The following is a 26,349-nucleotide window of genomic DNA, read 5'->3' as shown; positions in this document are numbered from 1 at the left end:
TAATACTACTAAGGCCAGCAAACGTTGATTGCTGGTCTTTTTTTTATCCGTTATTGATAATGCAATTGAAAATTATTATCATTCACATTCGTAAATAAATGTGAATCTAAGTAAATGAATCGACATACTTTGTACGGATACCAGAAATCGGGCTTCATTGCTTTAACCGTCGCACTATTAATGAGCTCCCTGAGCGTGAGCGCTAAACCACTACCTGAAAAGGATTTTCTTACCGTCCCTATGGGAAATGGCGTGTATGAGTTGGTATACGACACCTCTCAAAACGTTCTGTTTGCCGCCTCTGCGCCTTCATTTGATAAAGATAAGACTGATGGTCTGATCTACAAACTTAACCCGGATACGCTTAAGGCCTCCGGAAAAATCACCACTGAGCGACGCGCATTCGCAACGGTGCTCGATGCTGAAAACCACATTCTGTATATTGGCAACACCCTCGAAGGCTCTGTGACGCTGATGGATACCCGCAGCGGCAAAGAGATTAAGACCGTACAACTGAGTGACCTGAGCAATCCCAAAGAGATTATTCACACCCGCGAAATGGTGCTTGATAAAAAACGCCAGCGTTTATATGTATCGGGTGTGACTCAGAAAGGAATTATTTGGGTTATCGATACACAAAAACAGCAGCATATTGCCACCATTGAAAATATGGGGGAATATCCAACCGGGTTGGCAATTGATGAAGAAAAGGGAAGAGTTTATGCGGTTAATGGCAGCGGAGAGTTAATTACACTTGATGCCAGCGATAATAAAATACTTTCCCGCATTCAAGTCGAACCGCATAAAAAGCATTTCTTCTTAAATATTTCTTTGGATGATAATAAAGAACGTGCCTTTATTACCGATCCAGATTTACCGAATGTACTGGTAGTTTCGCTTAAAGATGGAAAAATCATTCATCAGATCGATGTTATCAACTCTCTCGCTGTGATGTACAACGCGGCACGTAATGAAATTTACATTACCCATCGTAATGCACAGCTGATCAGCATCGTTGATAGCAATACCTATAAAGTGAAAGCCAGCATTTCAACAACGGCGCTTCCCAATAGCCTTGCGCTTTCAGCGGATGGAAACACGCTGTATGCCAGTGTGAAACAAGGCGAAAAAGAGATGGGCAAGCAACCGGACTATATAATTAAAGTCGATCTCAATAAAATATAATTTTAATAATAAAGATCAACCGAGCCCTGTGGTGAAAATTCACAGGGTCAGCAGAATATTTTCAATTTTTCAATATCTCAGGTAATTAAAAAAATGAGACACAATAAACGTTTGGCATTGGCAGGAATAGTAGTTCTCGCTGGAGGCACAATGCTTCCGGCACTCGCAGAAGAAAATAACGCAACGCTCAGTGAGTCTGAAGATCAAATGGTCGTGACGGCATCGGGTTTTTCTCAACAGAAAAAGGAAGCACCCGCGACTATTTCAGTTATTGACCGTAAACAGCTCGATGAAAAGCCTAACCGTAATGTCGCCGAGGCTATTCAGGATTTACCCGGTGTGAATGTCGGTTCAGGTTCAAGCGATATGTCATCCGGCAGTATTATGATGCGCGGTATGGACTCAAGCTACACCGCATTTATGGTCAACAGTGTGAAACAAAACACCGGTGAAGCGCGCCCGTATGGCCAGGATCTCGGCTCTGAAGTTAACTTCTTGCCCCCGATGGAAGCTATCGAACGCATCGAAGTAATTCGTGGGCCAATGTCATCACTTTATGGTTCCGATGCGATTGGCGGCGTGGTTAACGTTATCACCAAAAAACCTTATGGCTTGCAAGACTGGACGGGGGCTCTGGCGGCTAATACCTTCATCCAGGAAGACAGTTCATTCGGTAATACCAACCAGATGAACTTATTCGCCATGGGGCCAATTGTGCCCGACGTGCTCGGTGTGAGCGTCGCCGCCGACTGGCTCAATCGTCGCGATGACGAACGTAATAACTATTTCAGCAAAAACGATCGTAAATCTCTCGATATGACCGTCGGTCTTGCGGCAAACGAAACCAACCTTTTTGACTTGAATGTGGTGACGGGTAAACAGAAAAAAAATCGTGATGAAGCGCCGTGGATGTGGACCTTTGATCGCGATGCGGTCACGCTCAGCCATAGCGGTTGGTATGCTGAAGATACAATCGCGACGAACAACTATCTCAACTATGAGAAGGGGCGCTCTAAATACAACCTGGACGGCGATGCCCCGCAATACATCGAAACCGAAAACTACGTTGCGAATAGCCAGACCACTTTCACGTTCGATAATCACAAACTCACCGTTGGGGCTAACTTCACGCGTGAAGAACTCAACGACCAGTTTGCGGTTTCGAGTAAAGAAGCGCCGGGAGTAGAGCCCGTGACAAAAATCAGCCGTGATGGCTGGGCTTTGTTCGCTGAAGACGGTTGGCAGATTGGGGACTTCACGCTCACCACATCCGCGCGTCTGGATCGTGATAATTATTTCGGTACTCATATCACGCCAAAACTCTACGGTAACTGGGCGATAACCGATGCGTGGGCGCTGAAAGGCGGCGTATCGGCGGGCTATAAAAAACCTGAGCTGCGCGAAACATCTGCTAATTTCGTTACGCCACGCGGTTCATTGCCGCCATACCCTTATTTGACCGTGGGTAACGATGATCTGAAACCAGAGAAAAGCGTCAACTCAGAACTGGGCCTGTATTGGGTAGGAGAGAAGCTGGCGTTAGACGGCACGGTTTTCTATACCCAATTCAAAGATAAAATATCCGAAGAGACTATTTGTGAAACGACGGCGGCTAATCAGTGCCAGATGAACGGCTACAAAGCCGACTCCATCAGCAAGTATTTCAACGTCGGCAAAGCGGATGTCTACGGACTGGAGTTGAATGCTGACTGGCAGATGACTGAAACGGTAAAAGCTAATGCCAACTACACCTATAACCACAGCGAGCAGAAAACAGGCGTAAATAAAGGCTACGCGCTCAATGACTACCCGCGCCATATGGCAAATGTGTCGCTGACCTGGTCGGCCACTGAGGCGTTGGATTTGTGGAGCAAAGCGAATTTCCGCAGCAGCAACCGTGATACGGGCGATCATATTGATTACGAAGCCTGGACGATGGTTGATCTCGGAGCGCGTTATCAATTGAACAAACACACTCAGTTGATGGCGGGTGTCTACAACCTGTTTGATGTTGATCCACAGCGTATCAGCCCATGGGGTGATTACGGCCTGGTCGAAGGGCGTCGTTATAATCTGGGCGCGCGTATTGAGTTTTAATTGAAGGTCGTTAACTAAAACAGCCAGTCGGCGATACCACCGACTGGCTGTTTTTTTTGAGGTTGTCATATTTAACCCACTGCGTAATATCTCAAAAACAAACCCAATCAAGTCCTTTAATGTGATCTCAATTACAAATATTGTATTAATTTGAGTTGTATATATGTGAATCAAGTCAAATTACAGGTATTGACAAAATAAATTAATGTAAATAATTTAATATAATTATTTGAATTAATTCAGTAAATCATTTTCGCGTAAAAACCCTCGCCATTCTACCACCCATTTGATTTATTTTTCTCGCCGTCATACTTTAATTGAAAATAAAAACACCCTACAGCGAGGAAGTCAGTATGCGGTTAATAGATTATTTCCCTGATGCTGCCATATCCATAAAAAACTCTGCCAATGATTGGCAGCAGGCAATAGATTATTCAATGGAAGTGCTATTGCAGAAAGGATATGTCACCTCTTCTTACATCGATGCAATAAAATCCACCACCGAAGAAACTGGGCCGTATTATATTCTGGCGCCATTTGTTGCAATGCCTCATGCCCGACCGGAGTGTGGCGCAATAAAAACGGGTTTATCACTCACGCTATTAAAAAACAGTGTGGCTTTTGGCGAAAGTAAAGAGCCCGTAAAATTACTAATAGGATTGTCGGCAGCTGATTCTGATGAGCATATTGGTGCGATTCAGGTATTAAGCGAAATGTTTTGCGAAGAAGAAAAAATTGAAGCCTTGCTAAATGCCAATACCACACAGCAACTCATGGATATTATCACTCAAGAGTAATCACTCTCTCGTCAGGATAAATATGAAAAATAAATCGGCTCGTGCCAAAGTCCAGGCTTTCGGCGGATTTCTTACAGCTATGGTTATCCCCAATATTGGTGCTTTTATTGCGTGGGGTTTTATTACTGCGTTATTTATTCCAACCGGTTGGATGCCTAATGAGCATTTCGCCAAAATAGTTGGCCCGATGATTACCTATTTGCTTCCGGTGATGATTGGTTCAACCGGCGGCCATTTAGTGGGTGGCAAACGTGGCGCTGTGATGGGCGGAATTGGCACCATCGGTGTGATTGTTGGCGCGGATATTCCGATGTTTATTGGCGCGATGATCATGGGGCCGCTGGGCGGTTGGATTATCAAAGTCATCGACACCAAACTGGAAAAGCGCATTCCACCTGGTTTTGAGATGGTTATCAATAACTTCTCATTGGGTATTGCCGGGATGTTGTTGTGCTTGTTTGCCTTCGAAATTATCGGCCCGGCGGTTCTGGTGGCTAATAATTTCGTGAAGGAATGTATTGAAGCGTTGGTGAGTACGGGATATTTGCCGCTTTTATCATTGATTAATGAACCGGCAAAAATTCTGTTTCTGAATAACGCTATCGATCAGGGTGTGTACTATCCGTTAGGAATGCAACAAGCGTCGGACACCGGGAAATCTATCTTCTTTATGGTGGCATCGAACCCGGGGCCAGGACTCGGCTTGCTGCTTGGATTTGCTGTGTTTGGCAAAGGAATGGCAAAAAAATCCGCACCGGGCGCCATGATTATTCATTTCCTCGGCGGCATTCACGAACTCTATTTCCCGTATGTGTTGATGAAACCATTGACGCTGATTGCCATGATTGCAGGCGGTATGTCCGGGATCTACACCTTTAACCTTCTGGGTGGTGGCCTGGTCGCGGGGCCGAGTCCGGGTTCTATCTTTGCTTATCTGGCACTGACACCGCGCGGAGCCTTCTTCGCCACAATCGCTGGGGTCACCGTTGCAACTGTCGTGTCATTTGTTATCACCTCGCTGATCCTGAAAATGGACCGCAGCAAAGAAGTCGAGAAAGAAGACAACTTTGATGAGACAGCCAGCGCCATGAAGGCGATGAAACAGGAAGGCGCGTGGAGTGCCAAACCTGTGAAACTGGTCGCTTTCGTCTGTGACGCAGGAATGGGGTCAAGTGCTATGGGGGCGACAACCTTCCGTAAGCGCCTGCAAAAGCATGGCATGGAAACAGAAGTGAAACATTACGCGATCGAAAACGTTCCTGAGAATGCAGAAATTATTGTCACTCACGCAAGTCTTGAAGGGCGCGTAAAACTGGTAACTAACAAACCGCTGATACTGATTAATAACTATATCGGCGACCCTAAACTTGACGCGTTATTTAATGAATTAACCGCTAAGGCTTAATAATAAGGATTCTTATGAAAACTAAAGTTGCAGCCATTTATGGCAAGCGGGATGTGCGTATCCGTGAGTTTGAATTACCCGCGATTACCGATGATGAATTATTAGTGAGTGTTATTTCTGACAGCGTTTGTTTATCAACATGGAAAGCCGCGTTACTGGCAAGCGATCATAAACGCGTGCCGGATGATTTAATTAATCATCCGGTTATTACCGGGCATGAGTGTGCTGGCGTGATTGTTGAAGTCGGCAATAATCTACGGGATAAATATAAGAAGGGTCAGCGTTACGTTCTGCAACCCGCGATGGGTTTGCCAAGCGGGTATTCGGCAGGATACAGCTACGAATATTTCGGTGGTAATGCCACCTATATGATTATTCCTAAGCTGGCGATTGATATGGGTTGTGTTTTGCCTTATAGCGGTTCCTATTTTGCCGCCGCCTCTTTAGCCGAACCGATGTGTTGCATTATTGGTGCCTATAAAGCTAACTACCACACCACTCAATATGTTTATGAGCATCGCATGGGAATTAAACCCGGCGGTAACCTGGCATTATTAGCCTGTGCCGGGCCGATGGGTATTGGCGCAATTGATTATGCGATTAATGGAAATATTAAACCGGCTAAAGTCGTCGTAGTCGATATCGATGAAGCCCGACTGGAGCAGGCGCAAAAATTGCTGCCGGTAGAGCTGGCGGCAAAAAATGGCATTGAGCTGGTTTATGTGAATAGCAAAAATCTGGATGACCCTGCTGCTGCGCTGCGAGACATGACAGGCGGCGCAGGTTTCGACGATGTCTTTGTCTACGCCGCCGTGCCCGCGGTTATCGAGCTTGGCGACGATCTGCTGGCTGATGATGGCTGCCTGAACTTCTTTGCCGGGCCAACTGACAAAAACTTTAAAGTGCCGTTTAATTTCTACAACGTTCACTACGGCAGCACGCATATCGTTGGGACTTCAGGCGGCTCCACGGACGACATGCTGGAAGCCATCGAACTTGCCGCCAGCGGTCGGTTGCAGCCTTCGTTCATGGTTACGCATGTCGGCGGTTTAGATGCGGTGCCTGAAACCGTGTTGAACCTGCCGGATATCCCTGGCGGTAAAAAGCTGATTTACAACGGCGTGACTATGCCACTGACTGCGATCACCGATTTCGCCCGCCAGGGTGAAACCGATCCGTTATTCCGCCGCCTGGCTGAGCTGGTAAGCGAAACTCACGGCGTGTGGAACGAAGCCGCTGAAAAACATTTGTTAGCGCATTTTGGCGTCGATACCGGCATGGAGGCTTAAGCATGAAAACATTGGCTTATCCTTTTTTCCGCACCACAGAACAGGCCGCGCTGGCTGCCTGGCCCCTGATTGGTTGCGGCGACAAGAATCGTATTGATGGTGTCGCGGTACAGGCCATGCGCGATGCGCTGAATCAAATCGAGATGCAGGGGAAAATCGTCATTGGTGAAGGGGAAATCGACCATGCGCCCATGCTCTATATCGGCGAAATGCTAGGCAACGGGCAGTCTCCTAAAATCGATATTGCGGTTGACCCTATCGAAGGCACACGCATGGTCGCGATGGGGCAAAACAACGCGCTAGCAGTGATGGCCTGCGCGCCCGCAGGTTCACTGCTTCATGCGCCGGATATGTATATGAAGAAGCTGGTCGTCGGCAAAAAGGCGAAAGGAGTGATCAACCTGGCGGCAACGCTTGAAGATAACCTGCGTAATATTGCCAAAGCCCTGGGTAAATCGCTCGAACGGTTGCGAATGGTCACGCTTGATAAACCGCGCCATCAGGATGCGATAGCGGTAGCCACAAGACTTGGGGTGAAAGTGATTGCCCTGCCAGATGGTGATGTTGCCGCCAGCGTGATGACGTGTTTGATGGAAAACCAGTACGACGTGATGTACAGCATTGGCGGTGCGCCGGAAGGCGTTATTTCAGCCTGCGCAGTGAAAGCGCTGGGGGGCGAAATGCAGATCGAGCTATTAGATTTTTGCCAGGCGAAAGGGGAGTCTCCCGCGAATCGCCAGATTGCAGATTCCGAACACCGCCGCTGCGCTGAAATGGGCGTCGAAGTGAACCGCATTTATAGCCTGCATGAAATCGTCCAAAGTGAGGAAGTTTTATTTTCCGCAACCGGCGTGACGGGAGGCGATATTCTGCAAGGGGTGCGTGAAGAAGGTGATGTAGTGCGCACACAAACGCTCTTGATTAATGGTATAGAGCGCACCTGTAATATTATAGACTCCCTACATCACCTTTAATGTACTGAGCTATTGATGACCACGTTGAACGAAGATGATGTGCTTGAGCGGCTGGAAGCGCAAAATTCACTGGCCTCGTTTATGAGTGTCGCTCACGATATTTTGCTTTCAGGAATCAGGCAATTTCTGCCTTCGTTATTTGTTGATAATGATGAAGAGATAGTCGAGTACGCTGTTAAGCCTTTACTTGCCAGAAGCGGGCCGCTTGATGATATCGACGTTGCGCTGCGCTTGATTTACGCCCTGGGGAAAATGGATAAATGGCTGTATGCCGATATTACCTGTTTTAGCCAGTTTTGTGATTTCGTGCAGCACAGCAAAGAAACCATACAGTTTCATGATGATGTTACTTACGATTTCATTGCGAACCTTAATTCAATTACCCAAAACGCCACGCTGTTTAATGCAATTAAAAGCATGAAGTATTCGGACTTCTCTATTTATTCCGAAGTGCGCTACGGGAATCTGGTGAAAACGGCGTTATCTCTGGCGGTGACTTCATTATTGAAGGAGCTAGTCTGGTGAATGTCACATTGATAATAAATGGATTAGAGACGCATGCCCATTTTAACGACGAAGAAGTCGATGCGTTGCATAAGCCGTTGCTTAAACAGTTAGCCGAAAAACAAAAGCGGTTAAGCCGCAGACTGGTGGTGTTTTTAGCAGCCCCGCCGGGAACCGGAAAATCGACGCTGGTGGCATTTTGGGAATATTTGAGCGCGCAAGATTCTGTATTGCCCGCCATTCAGGCGTTGCCGATGGACGGATTCCATCACTACAACGATTATCTACAGGCATTCAACCTCAAACAGCATAAAGGTGCGCCGCAGACCTTTAATGTGCAGAAGCTGACGGATGCGTTGCGCGATTTGCATAAGCCCGAAAGCCACTGGCCGCAGTACGATCGTAATTTGCACGATCCGGTGGAAAACGCGATTACGGTAACAGCGCCGATTGTGGTGGTTGAAGGAAACTGGTTGCTGCTCAATCAGCCAGAATGGCAAGCCCTACGCGAACTTTGCGATTACTCAGTCTTCATTTCAGCTGCACCTGACATGCTCTCAGAGCGCCTGATTGGCAGAAAAGTGCGTGGTGGTTTGACCCGGGAACAAGCCGAAGCCTTTTTCCAGGCGACTGACGGGCCGAATGTATTGCGTGTGCTGGAAAACAGCCAGCCCGCAGATATGCAGTTACATATGGACGATCAGGGCGGCTATCATCGAAGCTGATATGGGCACGGGTCTTTAAAACGGCCCGGCCTTTTCCATCATGCTTGATCCTGCCTGGTTATTATTCGTCCTTTGCACATTTGTCGTTGCAGTTATTCCATCAAAAATGTGACCTGCGTCAGAAGATCGGTTGCCTGTACTGGGGTAACGTTCCATTTATTCCGCTTATCGCTTAACATGGCTGAAGCGTTTCAGTCGAATGAATGTTCGACAATTGAGCAAACAATTGCAGTTTCGAGAGTGCGAGGATTCCCCTCAGGCGACAGCTGGATTACTCTGTCAGCCACTTAGTCTCAGGGATTCTGGCAGGAGAGATATGACCGTTCGCATAGCAATTAATGGCTTCGGTCGCATTGGGCGCAACGTGGTACGTGCATTGTACGAATCCGGGCGCCGTGCGGAAATTACCGTCGTGGCAATCAATGAACTGGCTGATGCTGCGGGTATGGCGCATCTGTTGAAATACGACACCAGCCATGGTCGCTTCGCCTGGGACGTGCGTCAGGAACGCAGCCAGTTATGGGTCGGTGATGACACCATCCGCATTTTGCACGAACCGGAAATCGAAAATTTACCGTGGCGTGAACTGGGTGTTGATGTGGTGCTGGATTGTACCGGTGTGTTTGGCTCCCGTGCAGACGGTGAAGCGCATCTGGCAGCCGGTGCCAAAAAAGTCCTCTTCTCCCATCCAGGCGGTAACGACCTCGACGCCACCGTTGTTTACGGTGTGAATCATGAAAGTGTGGTTGCTGAACATCGCATTGTTTCCAATGCTTCCTGCACCACAAACTGCATCATTCCAATTATCAAATTGCTTGATGATGCCTGGGGTATTGAGTGGGGCACAGTCACCACGATTCATTCCGCCATGCATGATCAACAAGTTATCGACGCCTATCACCCGGACTTGCGCCGCACCCGTGCAGCCAGCCAGTCTATTATTCCTGTTGATACGCGTCTTGCTGCTGGTATCACACGTATTTTCCCGCAATTTGACGACTGTTTTGAAGCAATTGCGGTACGTGTTCCGACCATTAACGTTACGGCAATCGATTTAAGCGTGACGGTGAAAAATGCAGTTAATGCCAATGAAGTCAACAAGTTGCTGCAAAAAGCAGCACGGGATTCATTTCATGGTATAGTTGACTATACGGAATTACCGTTGGTCTCGACTGATTTTAACCACGATCCGCACAGTGCCATTGTTGACGGCACACAAACCCGGGTCAGTGGGCAACATCTGATTAAAACTCTAGTCTGGTGTGATAACGAATGGGGCTTTGCTAACCGAATGCTCGACACGACGTTAGTCATGGCCGCAAGTGGTTTCAGGTAGAGCGCATATGCGTTCGCAAAACTTTAAGAATCAACGAGAGGATTCACCATGTCTGTAATTAAGATGACCGATCTGGATCTGGCTGGTAAGCGCGTTCTGATCCGTGCAGATTTGAACGTACCAGTTAAAGAAGGGAAAGTGACATCTGACGCACGTATCCGTGCATCTTTGCCTACTATCGAACTGGCCCTGAAGCAAGGCGCTAAAGTGATGGTTACTTCTCACCTGGGTCGCCCGACTGAAGGCGAGTACAACGAAGAATTCTCTCTGCTGCCGGTTGTTAACTATCTGAAAGACAAATTGTCTGCTCCGGTTCGTCTGGCTAAAGATTACCTCGACGGCGTTGAAGTTGCAGCGGGTGAACTGGTTGTTCTGGAAAACGTTCGCTTCAACAAAGGCGAAAAGAAAGACGACGAAACCCTGTCTAAAAAATACGCTGCACTGTGTGACGTATTCGTAATGGACGCTTTCGGTACTGCTCACCGTGCACAGGCTTCTACTCACGGCGTTGGCAAATTTGCAGACATCGCTTGTGCTGGCCCGCTGCTGGCTGAAGAACTGAGCGCACTGGGTAAAGCACTGAAAGAACCTGCTCGCCCAATGGTTGCTATCGTTGGCGGTTCTAAAGTTTCTACCAAACTGACCGTTCTTGATTCCCTGTCTAAAATCGCTGACCAGCTGATTGTTGGCGGTGGCATCGCGAACACCTTCGTTGCTGCTCAAGGCCACAACGTGGGTAAATCCCTGTACGAAGCAGACCTGGTTGACGAAGCTAAACGCCTGCTGACTATCTGTGATATCCCAGTTCCTGCTGACGTACGCGTTGCGACTGAGTTCTCTGAAACTGCTACTGCAACTCTGAAATCTGTAAACGACGTTAAATCTGACGAGCAGATTCTGGATATCGGTGATGCTTCTGCAGCTCAACTGGCTGAAATCCTGAAGAATGCAAAAACCATTCTGTGGAACGGCCCGGTTGGCGTGTTCGAATTCCCTAACTTCCGCAAAGGTACTGAAATCGTTGCTAATGCAATCGCAGACAGCGAAGCATTCTCTATCGCAGGCGGCGGTGACACTCTGGCAGCAATCGACCTGTTCGGCATTGCTGACAAGATCTCTTACATCTCCACTGGTGGCGGCGCATTCCTCGAATTCGTGGAAGGCAAAGTTCTGCCAGCAGTAGCGATGCTCGAAGAGCGCGCTAAGAAGTAATGATTACGGGCAGGGTTTCCTGCCCGGTGAATTTTTGCCGCTTACAGTGAATGGTAGGTGGTTAATATTTCTTTATTTACCCAAAATTTTTCGAGTTGTAGCAAGGCGACAACTAAGCAGCTTCCAGGAGCTTACTCCGTTAAGTGACTGGGAGATGGGAAGGCAGTCAACGCAGTTACAGCTTGAAGGATGACGGGCAAATCGGCCGACGATACAGGACAAACAACCATGTCTAAGATTTTTGATTTCGTAAAACCTGGTGTAATCACTGGTGATGACGTACAGAAAGTTTTCCAGGTAGCAAAAGAAAACAACTTTGCTCTGCCAGCAGTTAACTGCGTAGGCACCGACTCTATCAACGCCGTACTGGAAACTGCTGCGAAAGTTAAAGCACCAGTCATCGTTCAGTTCTCTAACGGCGGCGCTGCGTTCATCGCGGGTAAAGGCGTGAAAACTGACGTTCCTCAGGGTGCTGCAATCTTGGGCGCAATCTCTGGCGCACACCACGTTCACCAGATGGCTGAGCATTACGGCGTGCCAGTTATCCTGCACACCGACCATTGCGCTAAGAAACTGCTGCCATGGATCGATGGCCTGCTGGACGCTGGCGAAAAACACTTCGCGGCAACTGGCAAACCACTGTTCTCTTCCCACATGATCGACCTGTCTGAAGAGTCTCTGGAAGAAAACATCGAGATCAGCTCTAAATATCTGGCTCGTATGTCCAAAATGGGCATGACTCTGGAAATCGAACTGGGTTGCACCGGCGGCGAAGAAGATGGCGTAGATAACAGCCATATGGACGCATCTGCTCTGTACACTCAGCCAGAAGACGTTGATTACGCGTACACTGAACTGAGCAAAATCAGCCCACGTTTCACCATCGCGGCTTCCTTCGGTAACGTGCACGGTGTTTACAAACCAGGTAACGTGGTTCTGACCCCGACTATCCTGCGCGATTCTCAGGATTATGTTTCTAAGAAACACAACCTGCCGCACAACTCCCTGAACTTCGTGTTCCACGGCGGTTCCGGTTCAACTGCTCAAGAAATCAAAGATTCCGTGAGCTACGGTGTTATCAAAATGAACATCGATACCGATACCCAGTGGGCAACTTGGGAAGGTATCCTGAGCTACTACAAAGCTAACGAAGCTTACCTGCAGGGCCAGTTGGGCAACCCTAAAGGCGAAGACCAGCCGAACAAAAAATATTACGATCCACGCGTATGGCTGCGTTCTGCACAGACTTCTATGATCACCCGTCTGGAGCAGGCTTTCAAAGAACTGAACGCAGTAGACGTTCTGTAATTTGAAGCAGTAAATGTATGAATCAAGCCCGCCTCGTGCGGGCTTTTTTGTACCTTAAATAAATTTTTATCTGCAACCCAGACTTAAAAATCCAGCATATTGCTTTTAAATAAACTGATGGCAGAAATGATATTTTCTGATGCGAGTATTTTCTGAACGCTATTTATTTCGGCAATTTTATAAGATTATTTTAGTTTTATTATAAGTGCCTATAAAAGTGGGAGTTATTTGTACAGATATGATTTTATTATCACCATAACTTTATTTTATTACTCCTGCTAAGGTTGACCTCTGTCATGTAAAATGCAAATGACTAATGTTTAACATTATGATTTAAAAGGATTAAATTTGTTTGCGTGATTTGCATACGATTAGCGCTCTGGTAATTGTGAGTCACTGCACACTACAACTGATGCATAATTCGATATGATCTGCTGCATGGGACGTTAATAGGCGCAGATTTAAATGGACAATAATACCTTACCAAAAACACAGCACCTGCTTGTCTTTCAGGAAGTGGTGAGAAGTGGATCATTTGGTTCTGCGGCAAAACAACTGAGCCTGACCCAGCCTGCTGTCAGTAAAATTATAAGCGACATGGAATCGTATTTTGGTTTAGAGCTTATTATCAGAAAAAATACCGGCGTTAAATTAACTGAAGCAGGCAAAGTATTGCTGACTCACGCTGAATCCATCACACGTGAATTGCGCAATATGTGTAGTGAAATGAATCGTATGGTTGGAAATAGCGTGGTGGATGTGTCATTTGGCTACCCATCGCTTATCGGCTTTACTTTTTTACCCGGCATGATGAAAGAGTTTAAAGAGCTTTTCCCACAGGCTCAGGTTTCGATGTTCGAAGCCCAACTTTCTTCTTTCTTGCCTGCAATCCGCGATGGTCGTCTGGACTTTGCCATCGGTACTTTGAGCGACGAAATGTTGCTACAAGATTTGCACATTGAGCCACTGTTCGAGTCAGAGTTTGTCCTGGTTGCCAATCGAACACGGGTAGTTAAAGGGACGACCACACTCAGCGCACTAAGTCATGAGCAATGGGTTTTACCACAAACGGAAATGGGATATTACAGCGAGCTGCTGACGACACTGCAAAAGAACAATATCAAAAGTGAAAACATCGTAAAAACGGACTCGGTAGTAACCATTTATAATCTGGTGCTCAACGCAGGTTTTCTGACAGTTATTCCGCGCGATATGATTTCCCCATTTGGCTCTAACCAATTTATTAAAGTCCCGGTTGAGGATAAATTACCTGTCGCGCGATACGCTGCTGTTTGGTCTAAGAATTATCGAATTAATAGATCTGCTGCCACATTAGTTGAGCTAGCCAAAAAACATTCATTACGAATTAAATTTCAATCTAACAAATTAACTGAAGTTGCTTAGTTTAATTAAGTAACCAATAAAAAATTACTCATTCAAAGTGGTGACTTAATAAAAGCCACCCCATAAATCATTCTTGCTTTTAAATGTTGAGGTCAACATGCATATCGACTATGAACTTCCTGTTACTATTATTGATGTTCTTGAAGCGAAAAAAAGACTCGCTGGGTATATCTATAAAACTGGAATGCCTCGCTCAAATTATCTCAGCGAATGTTGCAAAGGTGAGATATTTCTAAAATTTGAAAATATGCAGCGCACGGGTTCATTTAAAATTCGTGGTGCGTTTAATAAGCTCAGTTCTTTAACTGAAGAAGAAAAAAGAAAAGGTGTTGTGGCTTGTTCTGCGGGCAACCACGCTCAGGGCGTTTCACTCTCCTGCGCAATCCTGGGAATTGACGGCAAAGTTGTCATGCCTAATGGTGCGCCAAAGTCCAAAGTCGCGGCAACCTCAGACTACTCTGCACAAGTCGTGATGCACGGCGATAATTTCAACGACACCATCGCTAAAGTAAGTGAAATTGTTGAGATGGAAGGGCGCATCTTTATTCCACCTTATGACGATGAAAAAGTGATTGCCGGGCAAGGAACTATCGGCCTGGAAATCCTTGAGGATTTATACGATGTCGACAACGTCATTGTGCCAATTGGCGGCGGCGGATTAATTGCGGGGATTGCACTGGCGATTAAATCCATAAACCCGACCATTAATATTATCGGCGTGCAGGCAGAGAACGTACATGGTATGGCTGCTTCGTTTTATAAAGGCGAATTAATGGCCCATCGTACGACCGGGACATTAGCCGACGGTTGCGATGTTTCTCGCCCTGGCAGAATAACCTATGAAATTGTGAAGAAGCTCGTTACTGATATTGTATTAGTCAGTGAAGATGAAATTCGCAACAGTATGGTAGCCCTTATTCAACGTAATAAAGTTGTCACTGAAGGCGCAGGTGCATTAGCGACTGCTGCATTATTAAGCGGTAAATTAGATCATTATATTAAAGGACGTAAAACAGTTAGTATTATCTCCGGCGGTAATATTGACCTGTCTCGCGTCTCACAAATTACAGGCTCCGCAGATATTTGATAGAATCTCTCGAGGAACTTTATTATGAGTAATACTGATGCAACCCTTGTTGGCCAAAAAGCGGAATCGCAATGGCGCAAATCTGACACTACCTGGACTCTTGGTTTATTTGGAACGGCTATCGGTGCGGGAGTTTTATTTTTCCCCATCCGTGCAGGTTATGGCGGCTTAATTCCGATATTGATTATGCTGTTCCTGGCATTCCCGATTGCGTTTTACTGCCACCGTGCGCTGGCGCGTCTGTGTCTTTCCGGCAGTAATCCTTCCGGAAACATCACAGAAACGGTTGAAGAGCATTTTGGTAAAACGGGCGGCGTGGTCATCACCTTCCTGTACTTTTTCGCAATCTGCCCGCTGCTGTGGATTTACGGTGTCACGATAACCAATACCTTCATGACATTCTGGGAAAACCAGCTCCAGCTCATGCCGTTAAATCGCGGAATAGTGGCGCTGTTCCTGCTGCTGTTGATGGCTTTTGTTATCTATTTTGGCAAAGACCTGATGGTCAAAGTCATGAGCTATCTAGTGTTCCCGTTCATTGCCTGCCTGGTGCTGATTTCAGTCTCGCTGATCCCTTACTGGAACTCGGCTGTTATCGATCAAGTGAGCCTCAGCGATATTTCGTTCACTGGCAGTGATGGCATTCTGGTCACGGTGTGGCTGGGTATTTCCATCATGGTGTTCTCCTTTAACTTCTCGCCGATTGTCTCCTCGTTTGTGGTTTCCAAACGCGAAGAGTACGAGCAGGACTTTGGCAAGCAGTACACCGAAGACAAATGTTCAAAAATCATTTCTCGCGCCAGCATGTTGATGGTTGCGGTGGTTATGTTCTTCGCCTTTAGCTGCCTGTTCACGCTTTCCCCGCAGAACATGGCTGAAGCTAAAGCACAGAATATTCCAGTGCTCTCGTATCTGGCGAACCACTTCTCCTCGATGTCTGGCACCAAATCGACCTTTGCCACGACACTGGAATATGGCGCATCCATTATTGCCCTGGTAGCTATCTTCAAATCCTTCTTCGGCCACTATCTTGGCACCCTCGAAGGGTTAAACGGCCTGGTTCTGAAGTTCGGTTACAAAGGGGATAAAACCAAAGTTTCTGGCGGAAAACTCAACCTTATCAGCATGGTCTTCATTATGGGATCAACCTGGGTTGTGGCTTATGCTAACCCGAACATCCTCGATTTAATTGAAGCGATGGGTGCTCCGATTATTGCTTCCTTACTTTGTCTACTGCCGATGTATGCCATTCGTAAAACTCCGGCCCTGGCGAAATATAAAGGTAAAACTGAGAATATTTTTGTCACCGTCATTGGTTTGCTGACCATTCTTAATATTGTCTACAAACTTATCTAATAACTTTGGGTAGATTGACTCAGGATGAGTGGGATTTAAACATGAATGATTACCCGGTAGTGTTGACGATTAATTGTGGTTCTTCTTCGGTAAAGTTTTCAGTATTAGATGCAGAAACATGTGATGTGCTGTTGTCCGGAATTTGTGAAGGTATTAATACCGACAAAGCCTTTATTACGGTCAATGATGGGGAGCCAGTTATTCTGGCTCGCCAGAATTATGAAGAAGCACTCGCCGCAATCTCTCATGAACTTGAAATGCGCGATTTAATTGATAGCGTTGCATTTGTGGGCCACCGGATTGCTCACGGCGGATCGTTATTTAGCGAGTCGGTATTAATTACCGATGAAGTTATAGAACAGATTCGCCAGGTTTCACCGTTGGCCCCCCTGCATAATTACGCCAATTTGCACGGGGTGGAATCTGCGCGAACCCGCTTCCCGGGCGTCCCGCAGGTCGCGGTATTCGATACCAGCTTTCATCAAACTCTGAAACCAGAGGCCTATTTATACGGTTTACCGTATCGCTATTTTGAAGAGTACGGGGTGCGCCGCTACGGATTCCACGGCACGTCGCATCGCTACGTTTCTCAGCAAGCTGGTGAGTTACCCGGCCTGAACTCAGTAAATTCGGGGTTGGTGATTGCTCACTTAGGAAATGGCGCTTCGGTCTGCGCGGTCCAGAATGGTGAAAGTGTTGATACCTCGATGGGTATGACACCGCTTGAAGGGCTGATTATGGGCACGCGCTGTGGCGATGTCGATTTCGGTGCCATGGCGTGGCTTGCCCGCCAGACTGAGCAGTCGATGGATGACCTGGAGCAAGTCGCTAATAAAGAGTCTGGACTATTAGGCCTTTCGGGTTTGTCTTCAGATTTACGTACCCTGGAAAAAGCCTGGCATGAAGGTGATGAGCGTGCGCAATTAGCTATTAAAACGTTTGTTCATCGCATTGCCCGAACGATTGGCGCGCACGCTGCTGCATTAAATCGTCTGGACGGGGTTATTTTTACCGGTGGTATTGGCGAGAACTCAATACTTATTCGCCGTCTGGTTGCCGAACGTTTACGTGTATTTGGTGTTGAGCTGGATATTGATAAAAATAACCAGTCTAACCGAATAGGGCAGCGAATAATTTCCAGTGAGAGTTCATCAATAATTTGTGCCGTTATTCCCACTAACGAAGAGAAAATGATTGCGCTTGATGCTTTGCAATTAGGCAAACAATGTCATCTTGCGGAATATGCCTGAATTAATAATGTGGTTTAAAGGAATGATGTAATGAAAGTAGATGTTGATATTACCAACGATAATTATTCCCATGCCTGGCAACAATTTTCAGGCGATGAATGGAAAACCAAAATTAATGTTCGGGATTTTATCCAACATAACTACACCCCGTATGAAGGTGATGAATCATTTTTAGCGGGAGCAACCACGGCGACGACGGCGCTGTGGGAAAAAGTCATGGATGGCATTCGTATCGAAAACGCCACACATGCGCCGGTTGATTTCGACACCAACATTGCGACGACCATCACTGCACATGCGCCGGGATATATTCTAAAAGACCACGAAAAGATTGTCGGCTTGCAAACGGATAAACCGCTGAAACGCGCTCTGCATCCGTATGGCGGCATCAACATGATCAAAAGCTCTTTTGAAGCTTATGGTCGTGAAATGGACCCGGATTTTGAATACCAGTTTACGTCTTTGCGTAAAACCCATAATCAGGGCGTGTTTGACGTTTATTCACCGGATATTCTGCGCTGCCGTAAATCGGGTGTGTTGACCGGTTTGCCGGACGGTTACGGGCGTGGACGCATTATCGGCGACTATCGCCGTGTCGCGCTGTATGGCATCGCGTATCTGGTGCGGGAACGTGAATTGCAGTTTGCCGATTTACAAGGCCAGCTTGAACGCGGTGAAAACCTCGAAGCGGTCATTCGTCTGCGCGAAGAGTTGTCTGAGCATCGCCGCGCGCTGCTGCAAATTCAGGAGATGGCAGCAAAATACGGCTTCGATATTTCTCGCCCGGCTCGCAATGCGCAAGAAGCCTTGCAGTGGCTCTATTTTGCCTATCTGGCTGCAGTGAAATCGCAAAATGGTGGGGCGATGTCTCTGGGGCGCACCACCTCGTTTATTGATATTTATATCGAGCGCGACCTTAAAGCCGGTGTGTTAACGGAGCTTCAGGCGCAAGAGTTGGTCGATCACTTCATTATGAAGATTCGCATGGTGCGTTTCCTGCGCACGCCAGAGTTTGATTCGCTGTTCTCAGGCGACCCAATCTGGGCGACAGAAGTTATCGGCGGTATGGGTTTAGACGGGCGCACGCTGGTCACCAAAAACGCCTATCGCTACCTGAACACGCTGTACACCATGGGGCCAGCGCCAGAACCAAATCTGACCATTCTCTGGTCGGAAGCGTTGCCGAAACCTTTCAAAGTTTATGCGGCAAAAGTGTCCATCGAAACATCATCGTTGCAGTATGAAAATGATGACCTGATGCGCTGTGATTTTGACAGCGATGACTATGCGATCGCCTGCTGCGTCAGTCCGATGGTTATCGGCAAACAGATGCAGTTCTTTGGCGCGCGAGCCAACCTCGCAAAAACGCTGCTGTATTGCATCAATGGCGGGATCGACGAAAAGCTCAAAATCCAGGTCGGGCCGAAAATGCCGATGCTGCTTGATGACGTGCTGGATTATGAAGAGGTGATGAGTAGCCTCGATCACTTTATGGATTGGCTGGCAGCGCAGTACGTTACGGCGCTCAATCTCATCCATTATATGCACGATAAATACAGCTACGAAGCCTCGCTGATGGCGCTGCACGACAGAGATGTTTATCGCACGATGGCGTGTGGTATTGCCGGGTTGTCGGTGGCGGTGGACTCACTTTCCGCTATCAAGTACGCCACGGTGAAACCGGTGCGCGACCAAAACGGGCTGGCGGTAGATTTCGTGATTGAAGGTGAGTATCCGCAATACGGCAATAATGACGATCGTGTTGACGCGATTGCCTGCGATCTTGTTGAACGCTTTATGAAGAAGATCCAGGCGCTGCCAACTTATCGCAACGCGGTACCGACCCAGTCGATCCTGACGATCACCTCAAACGTGGTTTATGGACAAAAAACCGGTAACACGCCAGATGGCCGCCGAGCGGGAATGCCATTTGCGCCAGGTGCTAACCCGATGCACGGAAGGGATCGTAAAGGCGCTGTTGCTTCATTAACCTCGGTTGCCAAACTGCCGTTCAGCTATGCGAAAGACGGGATTTCATACACTTTCTCAATCGTTCCTGCGGCGCTCGGACGTGATGACGCGATACGCCAGTTAAACCTGGTGGGCTTGCTGGATGGTTATTTCCATCACGATGTGAAAACTGAGGGCGGGCAGCATTTGAACGTGAACGTGATGAACCGTGAAATGTTACTGGATGCCGTCGAACATCCGGAAAATTATCCGACGCTCACCATTCGCGTTTCGGGTTATGCGGTGCGCTTTAATGCTCTGACGCGTGAGCAGCAACAGGATGTGATATCTCGTACCTTTACTCACTCGATCTGATGAATCTGTAGGTTTGCCATTCCCCCTAAACCCGCCTTGTGCGGGTTTTTTCGACCAAATTTGTGACTAACTTGGCACATTCGCTTGTTTTGTTTACCCTTTAAAGTTCTGTTGTGCCATCGGGGTGCACAATTTCAGTAATGACAAGGAACCGTGAATGGAAGATCTCAACGTAGTAGACAGTATCAATAATGCCGGGGGCTGGTTGGTGCGCAACCAGGCGTTACTGCTGAGCTATGCGGTCAACATTGTGGCGGCGATTGCGATTATTATCGTCGGGATGATCGTGGCTCGTATCGTGTCCAACGCCATTAACCGTGTGATGGTCGCTCGAAATATTGATGCCACCGTCGCTGATTTTCTCTCCGCTCTGGTGCGTTACGGCATCATCGCCTTTACGTTAATTGCCGCTCTGGGGCGCGTGGGGGTACAAACTGCGTCCGTTATCGCGGTACTCGGTGCCGCAGGTTTAGCCATTGGCCTCGCGTTGCAAGGTTCGCTTTCAAACCTCGCGGCAGGCGTGTTGCTGGTGACTTTCCGCCCATTCCGCGCGGGTGAATACGTTGACCTGGGGGGGATCGCAGGTTCCGTACTTAATGTGCAGATTTTCTCCACCACACTGCGCACGCTGGATGGCAAAATTGTCGTGGTGCCAAACGGTAAAATCATCGCCGGTAATATCATTAACTTTTCCCGTGAACCGGTGCGCCGTAATGAGTTTATTATTGGCGTGGCATATGACTCCGACATCGACAAAGTTAAGCAAATCCTGACCGATATCATCACCAGCGATGAACGCGTTTTGAAAGACCGTGATATTACTGTGCGGCTCAATGAACTGGGGCCTTCCGCGATTAACTTTGTGGTGCGCGCCTGGAGCAACAGTGGCGATCTGCAAAATGTTTATTGGGATGTGCTGGAACGCATTAAACGCGAGTTTGATGCGCAGGGGATAAGCTTCCCGTATCCGCAAATGGACGTGAACTTCAAACGTGTGAAAGAACCCGCACAAGAATGATTGTCCGGGGCCAGCTTCGGCTGGCCTTCTTTTTATTAGTAATTCTTATAAACCATTAAAATTATCCATTTCCGCTAATAATTTTTCCCTATTACACTCTTCCTCAGTCGCTAAATATAGAAGAGTGAATCATCGTGTTATCTTATTTCTTTCAAGGTCTTACATTGGGTGCAGCGTTAATCCTGCCACTCGGTCCGCAAAATGCTTTTGTGATGAACCAGGGCATTCGCCGCCAATACCATCTGATGATTGCTTCTCTTTGCGCGATTAGCGATTTGATACTGATCTGCGGAGGTATTTTTGGTGGCAGCGCGCTTCTGATGCAGTCGCCATGGTTGCTGGCGATTGTGACCTGGGGCGGCGTGGCGTTTTTGCTGTGGTACGGCTGGGGCGCACTGCGCACCGCAATGAGCAGCAGCGTTGAGCTGGCCTCCGCTGAAGTGATGAAGCAAGGGCGCTGGAAAATTGTCGCCACCGTGCTGGCGGTAACCTGGCTTAATCCGCATGTGTATCTGGATACTTTTGTGGTGCTGGGGAGTCTCGGTGGGCAACTCGCCGACGAACCGAAGCGCTGGTTTGCGTTAGGGACCGTGAGCGCGTCTATCCTTTGGTTTTACGGCCTGGCACTGCTGGCGGCATGGCTTGCACCGCGCCTGCGCACCGCGAAAGCCCAGCGTATTATCAATGGCGTCGTCGGCGTGGTGATGTGGGTTATCGCGCTGCAACTTGCGTCAGATGGGGTTCGCCATATCGTTTCACTCATGGCTAATTAGCCTTAATCCGATAGACAAGTTACCATTCCAGGCTAAGCTTGCTGCCAGACGCCCGTGTATTTTACGGACGTAATGACAGTGGAATGTAGCATGGAGGAATTACAGTGAAGTTTAAAACCCTGGCATTAGCCGCTTTAGTGGGATTAGGTTCGGTTCCGGCATTGGCCGATGAGTTACCCAACGGTCCGCATGTCGTGACATCCGGCACCGCAAGCGTGGATGCGGTTCCTGACATTGCCACACTCGCTATCGAAGTGAATGTGTCTGCCAAAGATGCGGCATCAGCAAAAAAACAGGCTGACGACCGTGTGGCACAATATCTGACATTCCTGCAGCAAAGCGGTGTCGAGAAGAAAGACATCAATGCCGCTAACCTGCGCACTCAACCAGAATATGAATACCTGAAAGACGGCAAAACGCAGCTGAAAGGCTACCGTGCCGTGCGTCAGGTTGATGTCACTCTGCGCAAGCTCGACAAAATGAACGAGCTGCTTGATGGGGCATTGAAAGCGGGGCTTAACGAAATTCGCTCTGTTTCCCTGGGTGTTGCAAACCCGGAGCAATATAAAGATAAAGCACGTAAAGCAGCTATCGACGATGCCGCCCGCCAGGCGAAACTGTTAGCCGAAGGCTTTAACAGCAAGCTGGGACCCGTTTATAGCGTGCGTTACCACGTTTCTAATTACCAGCCAGCGCCAATGGTGCGGATGATGAAAGCAGACGCCGCAGCGCCAGTATCGGCCCAGGATACCTACGATCAGCAAACCATTCAGTTTGATGACCAGGTTGATGTGGTGTTTGAGCTGGAACGCGCTAAGACCGAGCAGTCTGCTCAATAAAATGGTGAGTGGCGCTTGCGCTTATCCACCCTACAAAACCGTACCATGTAGGTTGGATAAGCGTTAGCGTCATCCGACAAAACAGAAAGGCCGCTAAATTTAGCGGCCTTTTTCTATTCGGCGTCCTGTCGTAGAACTCTATGCCCATACTCCAGCAGCGCATCGGTGACATTGCGCATCATGCGGCTTTCCGGCGCAAAGCGGTGCCAGTACAGCATGCGGCGTTGCATCAGGCCGGGTGTCAGGTCAATCAGCTCACCGCTGTTAATCTCTCTTTCAATTTGCAAATGCGGGATCATGCAGCACGTGGTGCCCTGGCGAGCGAGTTGCACGAAGGCTTCTGACGAGTTAACGATATGGCACGGCACGCTGCCCGGTGACAAATCAAAATTCTGCTGTAAAAACGCCTGGTGCATATCGTCGAGATGGTCAAACGCAACAGCCGGGGCTTTCAACAGCGCTGAACGCGTGACGCCATTCGGGAAATAGCGAGCGGCAAAATCTTTCGACCCGACAAACAGATAATCCAATGCACCGAGCCTGTCGACCAGGCAGCTTGGCAGCGGCTGTGGTTGAATGGACACCGCGCCGACCACTTCACCGCGACGCAGGCGTTCTTGCGTTCGGGTTTCATCTTCAACCTGAAGATTCAGGCGGATAGGGGAGTCGGCAAGCACAGGCGCCAGCGCTGGCAGCAACCAGGTTGCCAGACTGTCGGCGTTCACCGCAAGCGACAACAACAGAGGCGTGGAGCCGGTTTGTTCATCCCCCAGCCACTCTTCTTCCAGCAGTTCAACCTGGCGTAATAATGCCAGTAACTTTTGCCCTTGTTCGGTTGGGCGCGGTGGAACCGTGCGCACTAACAATGGCTGGCCGAACATATTTTCCAGTTGCTTGATACGCTGTGAAACCGCTGATTGAGTAATGCAGAGCTTTTGTGCTGCGCGCTCAAATCCTCGTTCACGAATCACTGCATCCAGCGCCTGTAGCGTTCTGTAGTCCGGGCGTTTCATTGTTGTTTGCTAACTCCTGTTTTTGTTATTTCAGCACTATGACATAAATTTGCAGTCGATCCAGACCCAATCCACAAAGATCGGATGAGTTCTGCCATTCCCTGGGACAACCTCGCGGCGCTTGCACTATAATGCGCGTCAGTTTTCACAGCACAGGCAAAAACCATGACGCAGGATGAACTGAAAAAAGCAGTCGGCTGGGCAGCATTACAATACGTGCAACCAGGCACTATCGTTGGCGTGGGTACTGGCTCCACTGCCGCGCATTTTATTGATGCTCTCGGGACTATCAAACATCAAATTGATGGTGCCGTTTCTAGCTCCGACGCTTCTACCGCCAAACTGAAAAGCCTTGGCATCACTGTTTACGATCTCAACGAAGTCGACTCTCTGGGCATTTATGTTGATGGCGCCGATGAGATCAACGGCCAGATGCAAATGATCAAAGGCGGAGGTGCTGCGTTAACCCGCGAAAAAATCATCGCTTCCGTGGCGGAAAAGTTTATCTGTATCGCCGATGCGTCCAAACAAGTGGGTATTTTAGGTAACTTCCCGCTGCCGGTTGAAGTGATTCCTATGGCGCGTAGCTGTGTGGCGCGTGAGCTGGTCAAACTCGGTGGCCGCCCGGAATATCGCCAGGGTGTAGTGACTGATAACGGCAACCTGATTCTGGATGTTCACGGTCTGAGCATCGTTGACCCTATCGCGCTGGAAAATGCCATCAACGGCTTGCCAGGCGTGGTGACTGTGGGTCTGTTTGCCAACCGCGGTGCGGACGTCGCACTGATTGGTACGGCTGATGGCGTGAAAACCATAGTGAAATGATCTGACCGGGGCGCTTCTTGTGCCCCGATTACTGAATAAAAAGTGACAAAATAATCTAATGGCAAATTTGGTGACATATGTCACATTCTGAACAACTCCCTGTGATTCATTCCTGGTTCTTTCTTTAGTTCAGCATTTTCTGCTGCCCACTGTGGTTTATTCCTTTCTTGCACTGACGACTGCGCAATCGTTTATATTGCCCCGCCCGTATTTTTTGATATTTTGGCAGAAGGGTGTCTTATCACACAGCACAACATCAGTTCTAAAAATAGGGTCGGGAAATGGCAAAAGTATCACTGGATAAAGACAAGATTAAATTCCTGCTGGTGGAAGGCGTACACCAGAAAGCCGTGGATAGCCTCCGCGCGGCAGGCTATACCAACATCGAATACCATAAAGGTGCGCTGGACAGCGATGCCCTGAAAGAGTCGATCCGTGATGCGCATTTCATTGGTCTGCGTTCCCGCACAAACTTAACGGAAGAGATTTTGGCTGCGGCTGAGAAGCTGGTTGCTGTAGGTTGTTTCTGCATTGGTACTAACCAGGTCGATCTGGATGCTGCGGCTAAACGCGGTGTGCCGGTGTTTAATGCCCCGTTCTCTAACACGCGTTCCGTTGCTGAGTTGGTTATCGGCCAACTGTTATTACTGATTCGTGGCGTACCTGAAGCTAACGCCAAAGCACACCGTGGCGTGTGGAATAAGCTGGCGGTCGGTTCTTACGAAGCGCGCGGCAAAAAGCTCGGCATCATCGGTTACGGCCATATCGGGACTCAGTTAGGGATTCTGGCTGAAGCGCTGGGCATGAATGTCTTCTTCTACGATATCGAAAACAAGCTCCCGCTGGGTAACGCGACTCAGGTACAGCATCTGTCTGATTTGCTGAACATGAGCGACGTGGTCAGCCTGCATGTTCCTGAAAATGCCTCAACTAAAAATATGATTGGTATCAACGAGCTGGCGCTGATGAAACCGGGTGCGCTGCTGATCAACGATGCGCGTGGCACGGTCGTGGATATCCCAGCATTGTGCGATGCGCTGGCGCGTAAACATCTGGCAGGCGCGGCAATCGATGTGTTCCCAACCGAGCCTGCAACCAACAGCGATCCGTTCACTTCACCGCTGTGTGAGTTTGATAACGTGATCCTGACGCCGCACATCGGCGGTTCAACTCAGGAAGCGCAGGAAAACATCGGTCTGGAAGTGGCTGGCAAACTGGCGAAATATTCCGACAACGGTTCTACCCTGTCAGCAGTGAATTTCCCTGAGGTTTCCCTGCCGTTACACGGTGGTAGTACCAGCCGTTTGCTGCATATTCACGAAAACCGCCCAGGTATTTTGACCGCACTGAACCAGATTTTTGCCGAGCAAGGTATCAACATCGCCGCTCAGTATCTGCAAACTACGCCGCATATGGGTTACGTGGTGATTGATGTGGATGCCGAAGAAGATGTGGCTGAAGCTGCGTTGAAATCAATGAAGGCGATTCCAGGTACTATCCGCGCTCGTCTGCTGTACTAATTCCAAATTTGAGGAGTCCAACAGGGCTCCTCTTTTAATCTGAAACTCCACGCCCTCAGTTGTGTTTTTCTTATACTCCACCGATAGTGACATTTTTAGCGAGACGG

The 26,349-nt window shown here is 48.3% G+C and carries 22 protein-coding genes; 21 read left to right on the top strand and 1 reads right to left on the bottom strand.

All coding sequences use genetic code 11. The features are described 5' to 3' along the window. Window positions 1-114 precede the first annotated feature (114 nt). The 19 genes from M2371_RS12335 (at window position 115) to M2371_RS12245 (ending at window position 22,884) form a co-directional block, all read left to right on the top strand. Complete coding sequence (locus tag M2371_RS12335; protein ID WP_259267842.1) at window positions 115-1,185, top strand: YncE family protein; 1,071 nt, start codon at window positions 115-117, stop codon at window positions 1,183-1,185. A gap of 93 nt (window positions 1,186-1,278) precedes the next feature. Continuing rightward, window positions 1,279-3,282 carry a TonB-dependent receptor domain-containing protein gene (locus tag M2371_RS12330; protein WP_259267841.1) on the top strand — a complete coding sequence of 668 codons (2,004 nt, stop codon included), beginning with the start codon at window positions 1,279-1,281 and terminating at the stop codon, window positions 3,280-3,282. Window positions 3,283-3,635: 353 nt separating this feature from the next. Then, the gene (gene cmtB / locus M2371_RS12325; protein WP_259267840.1) at window positions 3,636-4,079 is read left to right on the top strand and encodes a PTS mannitol transporter subunit IIA; all 444 of its coding nucleotides are present in this window, start codon (window positions 3,636-3,638) and stop codon (window positions 4,077-4,079) included. Window positions 4,080-4,101: 22 nt separating this feature from the next. Then, the gene (locus tag M2371_RS12320) at window positions 4,102-5,484 is read left to right on the top strand and encodes a PTS mannitol transporter subunit IICB (protein WP_259267839.1); all 1,383 of its coding nucleotides are present in this window, start codon (window positions 4,102-4,104) and stop codon (window positions 5,482-5,484) included. A gap of 14 nt (window positions 5,485-5,498) precedes the next feature. Next, the gene (locus tag M2371_RS12315; RefSeq protein WP_259267838.1) at window positions 5,499-6,773 is read left to right on the top strand and encodes a zinc-binding dehydrogenase; all 1,275 of its coding nucleotides are present in this window, start codon (window positions 5,499-5,501) and stop codon (window positions 6,771-6,773) included. Window positions 6,774-6,775: 2 nt separating this feature from the next. Beyond that, window positions 6,776-7,747 carry a class II fructose-bisphosphatase gene (gene glpX, locus M2371_RS12310; protein ID WP_259267837.1) on the top strand — a complete coding sequence of 324 codons (972 nt, stop codon included), beginning with the start codon at window positions 6,776-6,778 and terminating at the stop codon, window positions 7,745-7,747. A 15-nt stretch (window positions 7,748-7,762) separates the two neighbouring features. Then, window positions 7,763-8,272: an MltR family transcriptional regulator gene (locus M2371_RS12305; protein WP_064513662.1), complete on the top strand. Its 510-nt coding sequence runs from the start codon at window positions 7,763-7,765 to the stop codon at window positions 8,270-8,272. Continuing rightward, on the top strand, window positions 8,269-8,976 hold the full coding sequence (locus M2371_RS12300) for a nucleoside/nucleotide kinase family protein (protein ID WP_259267836.1): 708 nt from the start codon (window positions 8,269-8,271) through the stop codon (window positions 8,974-8,976). The genes M2371_RS12305 and M2371_RS12300 overlap by 4 nt, the downstream gene beginning before the upstream one ends. 316 nt (window positions 8,977-9,292) lie before the next feature. Then, window positions 9,293-10,312 (top strand): erythrose-4-phosphate dehydrogenase, encoded by a 1,020-nt coding sequence (gene epd, locus M2371_RS12295; protein WP_115627344.1) that lies wholly within the window; start codon window positions 9,293-9,295, stop codon window positions 10,310-10,312. Window positions 10,313-10,360: 48 nt separating this feature from the next. Next, window positions 10,361-11,524 carry a phosphoglycerate kinase gene (gene pgk, locus M2371_RS12290; RefSeq protein ID WP_034498359.1) on the top strand — a complete coding sequence of 388 codons (1,164 nt, stop codon included), beginning with the start codon at window positions 10,361-10,363 and terminating at the stop codon, window positions 11,522-11,524. A 228-nt stretch (window positions 11,525-11,752) separates the two neighbouring features. Beyond that, window positions 11,753-12,832: a class II fructose-bisphosphate aldolase gene (gene fbaA / locus M2371_RS12285; RefSeq protein WP_034498356.1), complete on the top strand. Its 1,080-nt coding sequence runs from the start codon at window positions 11,753-11,755 to the stop codon at window positions 12,830-12,832. Between the two features lie 465 nt (window positions 12,833-13,297). After that, window positions 13,298-14,236 carry a transcriptional regulator TdcA gene (gene tdcA, locus M2371_RS12280; RefSeq protein ID WP_259267835.1) on the top strand — a complete coding sequence of 313 codons (939 nt, stop codon included), beginning with the start codon at window positions 13,298-13,300 and terminating at the stop codon, window positions 14,234-14,236. A gap of 97 nt (window positions 14,237-14,333) precedes the next feature. Further along, window positions 14,334-15,323: a bifunctional threonine ammonia-lyase/L-serine ammonia-lyase TdcB gene (tdcB, locus tag M2371_RS12275; protein ID WP_115627346.1), complete on the top strand. Its 990-nt coding sequence runs from the start codon at window positions 14,334-14,336 to the stop codon at window positions 15,321-15,323. A gap of 24 nt (window positions 15,324-15,347) precedes the next feature. Next, window positions 15,348-16,679, top strand: coding sequence for a threonine/serine transporter TdcC (gene tdcC / locus M2371_RS12270; RefSeq protein ID WP_034498348.1), 1,332 nt, complete (start codon window positions 15,348-15,350; stop codon window positions 16,677-16,679). Window positions 16,680-16,720: 41 nt separating this feature from the next. Continuing rightward, entirely contained in the window at window positions 16,721-17,929 is a 1,209-nt protein-coding gene (gene tdcD, locus M2371_RS12265) for a propionate kinase (RefSeq protein WP_259267834.1), read from the top strand. Window positions 17,930-17,959: 30 nt separating this feature from the next. Beyond that, on the top strand, window positions 17,960-20,254 hold the full coding sequence (gene pflB, locus M2371_RS12260; protein WP_259267833.1) for a formate C-acetyltransferase: 2,295 nt from the start codon (window positions 17,960-17,962) through the stop codon (window positions 20,252-20,254). A 157-nt stretch (window positions 20,255-20,411) separates the two neighbouring features. Then, window positions 20,412-21,272 carry a small-conductance mechanosensitive channel MscS gene (gene mscS / locus M2371_RS12255; protein ID WP_034498340.1) on the top strand — a complete coding sequence of 287 codons (861 nt, stop codon included), beginning with the start codon at window positions 20,412-20,414 and terminating at the stop codon, window positions 21,270-21,272. Between the two features lie 134 nt (window positions 21,273-21,406). Continuing rightward, complete coding sequence (gene argO / locus M2371_RS12250) at window positions 21,407-22,045, top strand: arginine exporter ArgO (RefSeq protein ID WP_259267832.1); 639 nt, start codon at window positions 21,407-21,409, stop codon at window positions 22,043-22,045. 104 nt (window positions 22,046-22,149) lie between these two features. After that, window positions 22,150-22,884 (top strand): oxidative stress defense protein, encoded by a 735-nt coding sequence (locus M2371_RS12245; protein ID WP_259267831.1) that lies wholly within the window; start codon window positions 22,150-22,152, stop codon window positions 22,882-22,884. 113 nt (window positions 22,885-22,997) lie between these two features. Here M2371_RS12245 and argP read toward each other — a convergent pair whose 3' ends face one another. Continuing rightward, window positions 22,998-23,897: a DNA-binding transcriptional regulator ArgP gene (argP, locus tag M2371_RS12240; RefSeq protein WP_034498332.1), complete on the bottom strand. Its 900-nt coding sequence runs from the start codon at window positions 23,895-23,897 to the stop codon at window positions 22,998-23,000. A gap of 165 nt (window positions 23,898-24,062) precedes the next feature. On the opposite strand from argP, the gene rpiA reads away from it, so the two are divergent. Together rpiA and serA are read left to right on the top strand one after the other, a co-directional pair. Further along, complete coding sequence (gene rpiA / locus M2371_RS12235; RefSeq protein WP_115627352.1) at window positions 24,063-24,722, top strand: ribose-5-phosphate isomerase RpiA; 660 nt, start codon at window positions 24,063-24,065, stop codon at window positions 24,720-24,722. Between the two features lie 281 nt (window positions 24,723-25,003). Beyond that, on the top strand, window positions 25,004-26,242 hold the full coding sequence (serA, locus tag M2371_RS12230) for a phosphoglycerate dehydrogenase (RefSeq protein ID WP_259267830.1): 1,239 nt from the start codon (window positions 25,004-25,006) through the stop codon (window positions 26,240-26,242). Window positions 26,243-26,349 lie beyond the last annotated feature (107 nt).

Source organism: Buttiauxella sp. BIGb0471 (assembly GCF_024807715.1).
Classification (GTDB): Bacteria; Pseudomonadota; Gammaproteobacteria; order Enterobacterales; family Enterobacteriaceae; genus Buttiauxella; species Buttiauxella agrestis.
The sequence above is the reverse complement of the archived record's forward strand: the minus strand, read 5'-3'. Positions and strand labels throughout refer to the sequence as shown.

Bases quoted from the DNA above. Each gene is read 5' to 3' on its own strand.
- M2371_RS12330 (WP_259267841.1), top strand. From the start codon at position 1,279: ATGAGACACAATAAACGTTTGGCATTGGCAGGAATAGTAGTTCTCGCT.
- M2371_RS12320 (WP_259267839.1), top strand. From the start codon at position 4,102: ATGAAAAATAAATCGGCTCGTGCCAAAGTCCAGGCTTTCGGCGGATTT.
- mscS (WP_034498340.1), top strand. From the start codon at position 20,412: ATGGAAGATCTCAACGTAGTAGACAGTATCAATAATGCCGGGGGCTGG.
- M2371_RS12315 (WP_259267838.1), top strand. From the start codon at position 5,499: ATGAAAACTAAAGTTGCAGCCATTTATGGCAAGCGGGATGTGCGTATC.
- cmtB (WP_259267840.1), top strand. From the start codon at position 3,636: ATGCGGTTAATAGATTATTTCCCTGATGCTGCCATATCCATAAAAAAC.
- pgk (WP_034498359.1), top strand. From the start codon at position 10,361: ATGTCTGTAATTAAGATGACCGATCTGGATCTGGCTGGTAAGCGCGTT.
- rpiA (WP_115627352.1), top strand. From the start codon at position 24,063: ATGACGCAGGATGAACTGAAAAAAGCAGTCGGCTGGGCAGCATTACAA.
- M2371_RS12305 (WP_064513662.1), top strand. From the start codon at position 7,763: ATGACCACGTTGAACGAAGATGATGTGCTTGAGCGGCTGGAAGCGCAA.
- tdcD (WP_259267834.1), top strand. From the start codon at position 16,721: ATGAATGATTACCCGGTAGTGTTGACGATTAATTGTGGTTCTTCTTCG.
- serA (WP_259267830.1), top strand. From the start codon at position 25,004: ATGGCAAAAGTATCACTGGATAAAGACAAGATTAAATTCCTGCTGGTG.
- tdcB (WP_115627346.1), top strand. From the start codon at position 14,334: ATGCATATCGACTATGAACTTCCTGTTACTATTATTGATGTTCTTGAA.
- glpX (WP_259267837.1), top strand. From the start codon at position 6,776: ATGAAAACATTGGCTTATCCTTTTTTCCGCACCACAGAACAGGCCGCG.
- pflB (WP_259267833.1), top strand. From the start codon at position 17,960: ATGAAAGTAGATGTTGATATTACCAACGATAATTATTCCCATGCCTGG.
- tdcC (WP_034498348.1), top strand. From the start codon at position 15,348: ATGAGTAATACTGATGCAACCCTTGTTGGCCAAAAAGCGGAATCGCAA.
- epd (WP_115627344.1), top strand. From the start codon at position 9,293: ATGACCGTTCGCATAGCAATTAATGGCTTCGGTCGCATTGGGCGCAAC.
- tdcA (WP_259267835.1), top strand. From the start codon at position 13,298: ATGGACAATAATACCTTACCAAAAACACAGCACCTGCTTGTCTTTCAG.
- fbaA (WP_034498356.1), top strand. From the start codon at position 11,753: ATGTCTAAGATTTTTGATTTCGTAAAACCTGGTGTAATCACTGGTGAT.
- argP (WP_034498332.1), bottom strand. From the start codon at position 23,897: ATGAAACGCCCGGACTACAGAACGCTACAGGCGCTGGATGCAGTGATT.
- M2371_RS12335 (WP_259267842.1), top strand. From the start codon at position 115: ATGAATCGACATACTTTGTACGGATACCAGAAATCGGGCTTCATTGCT.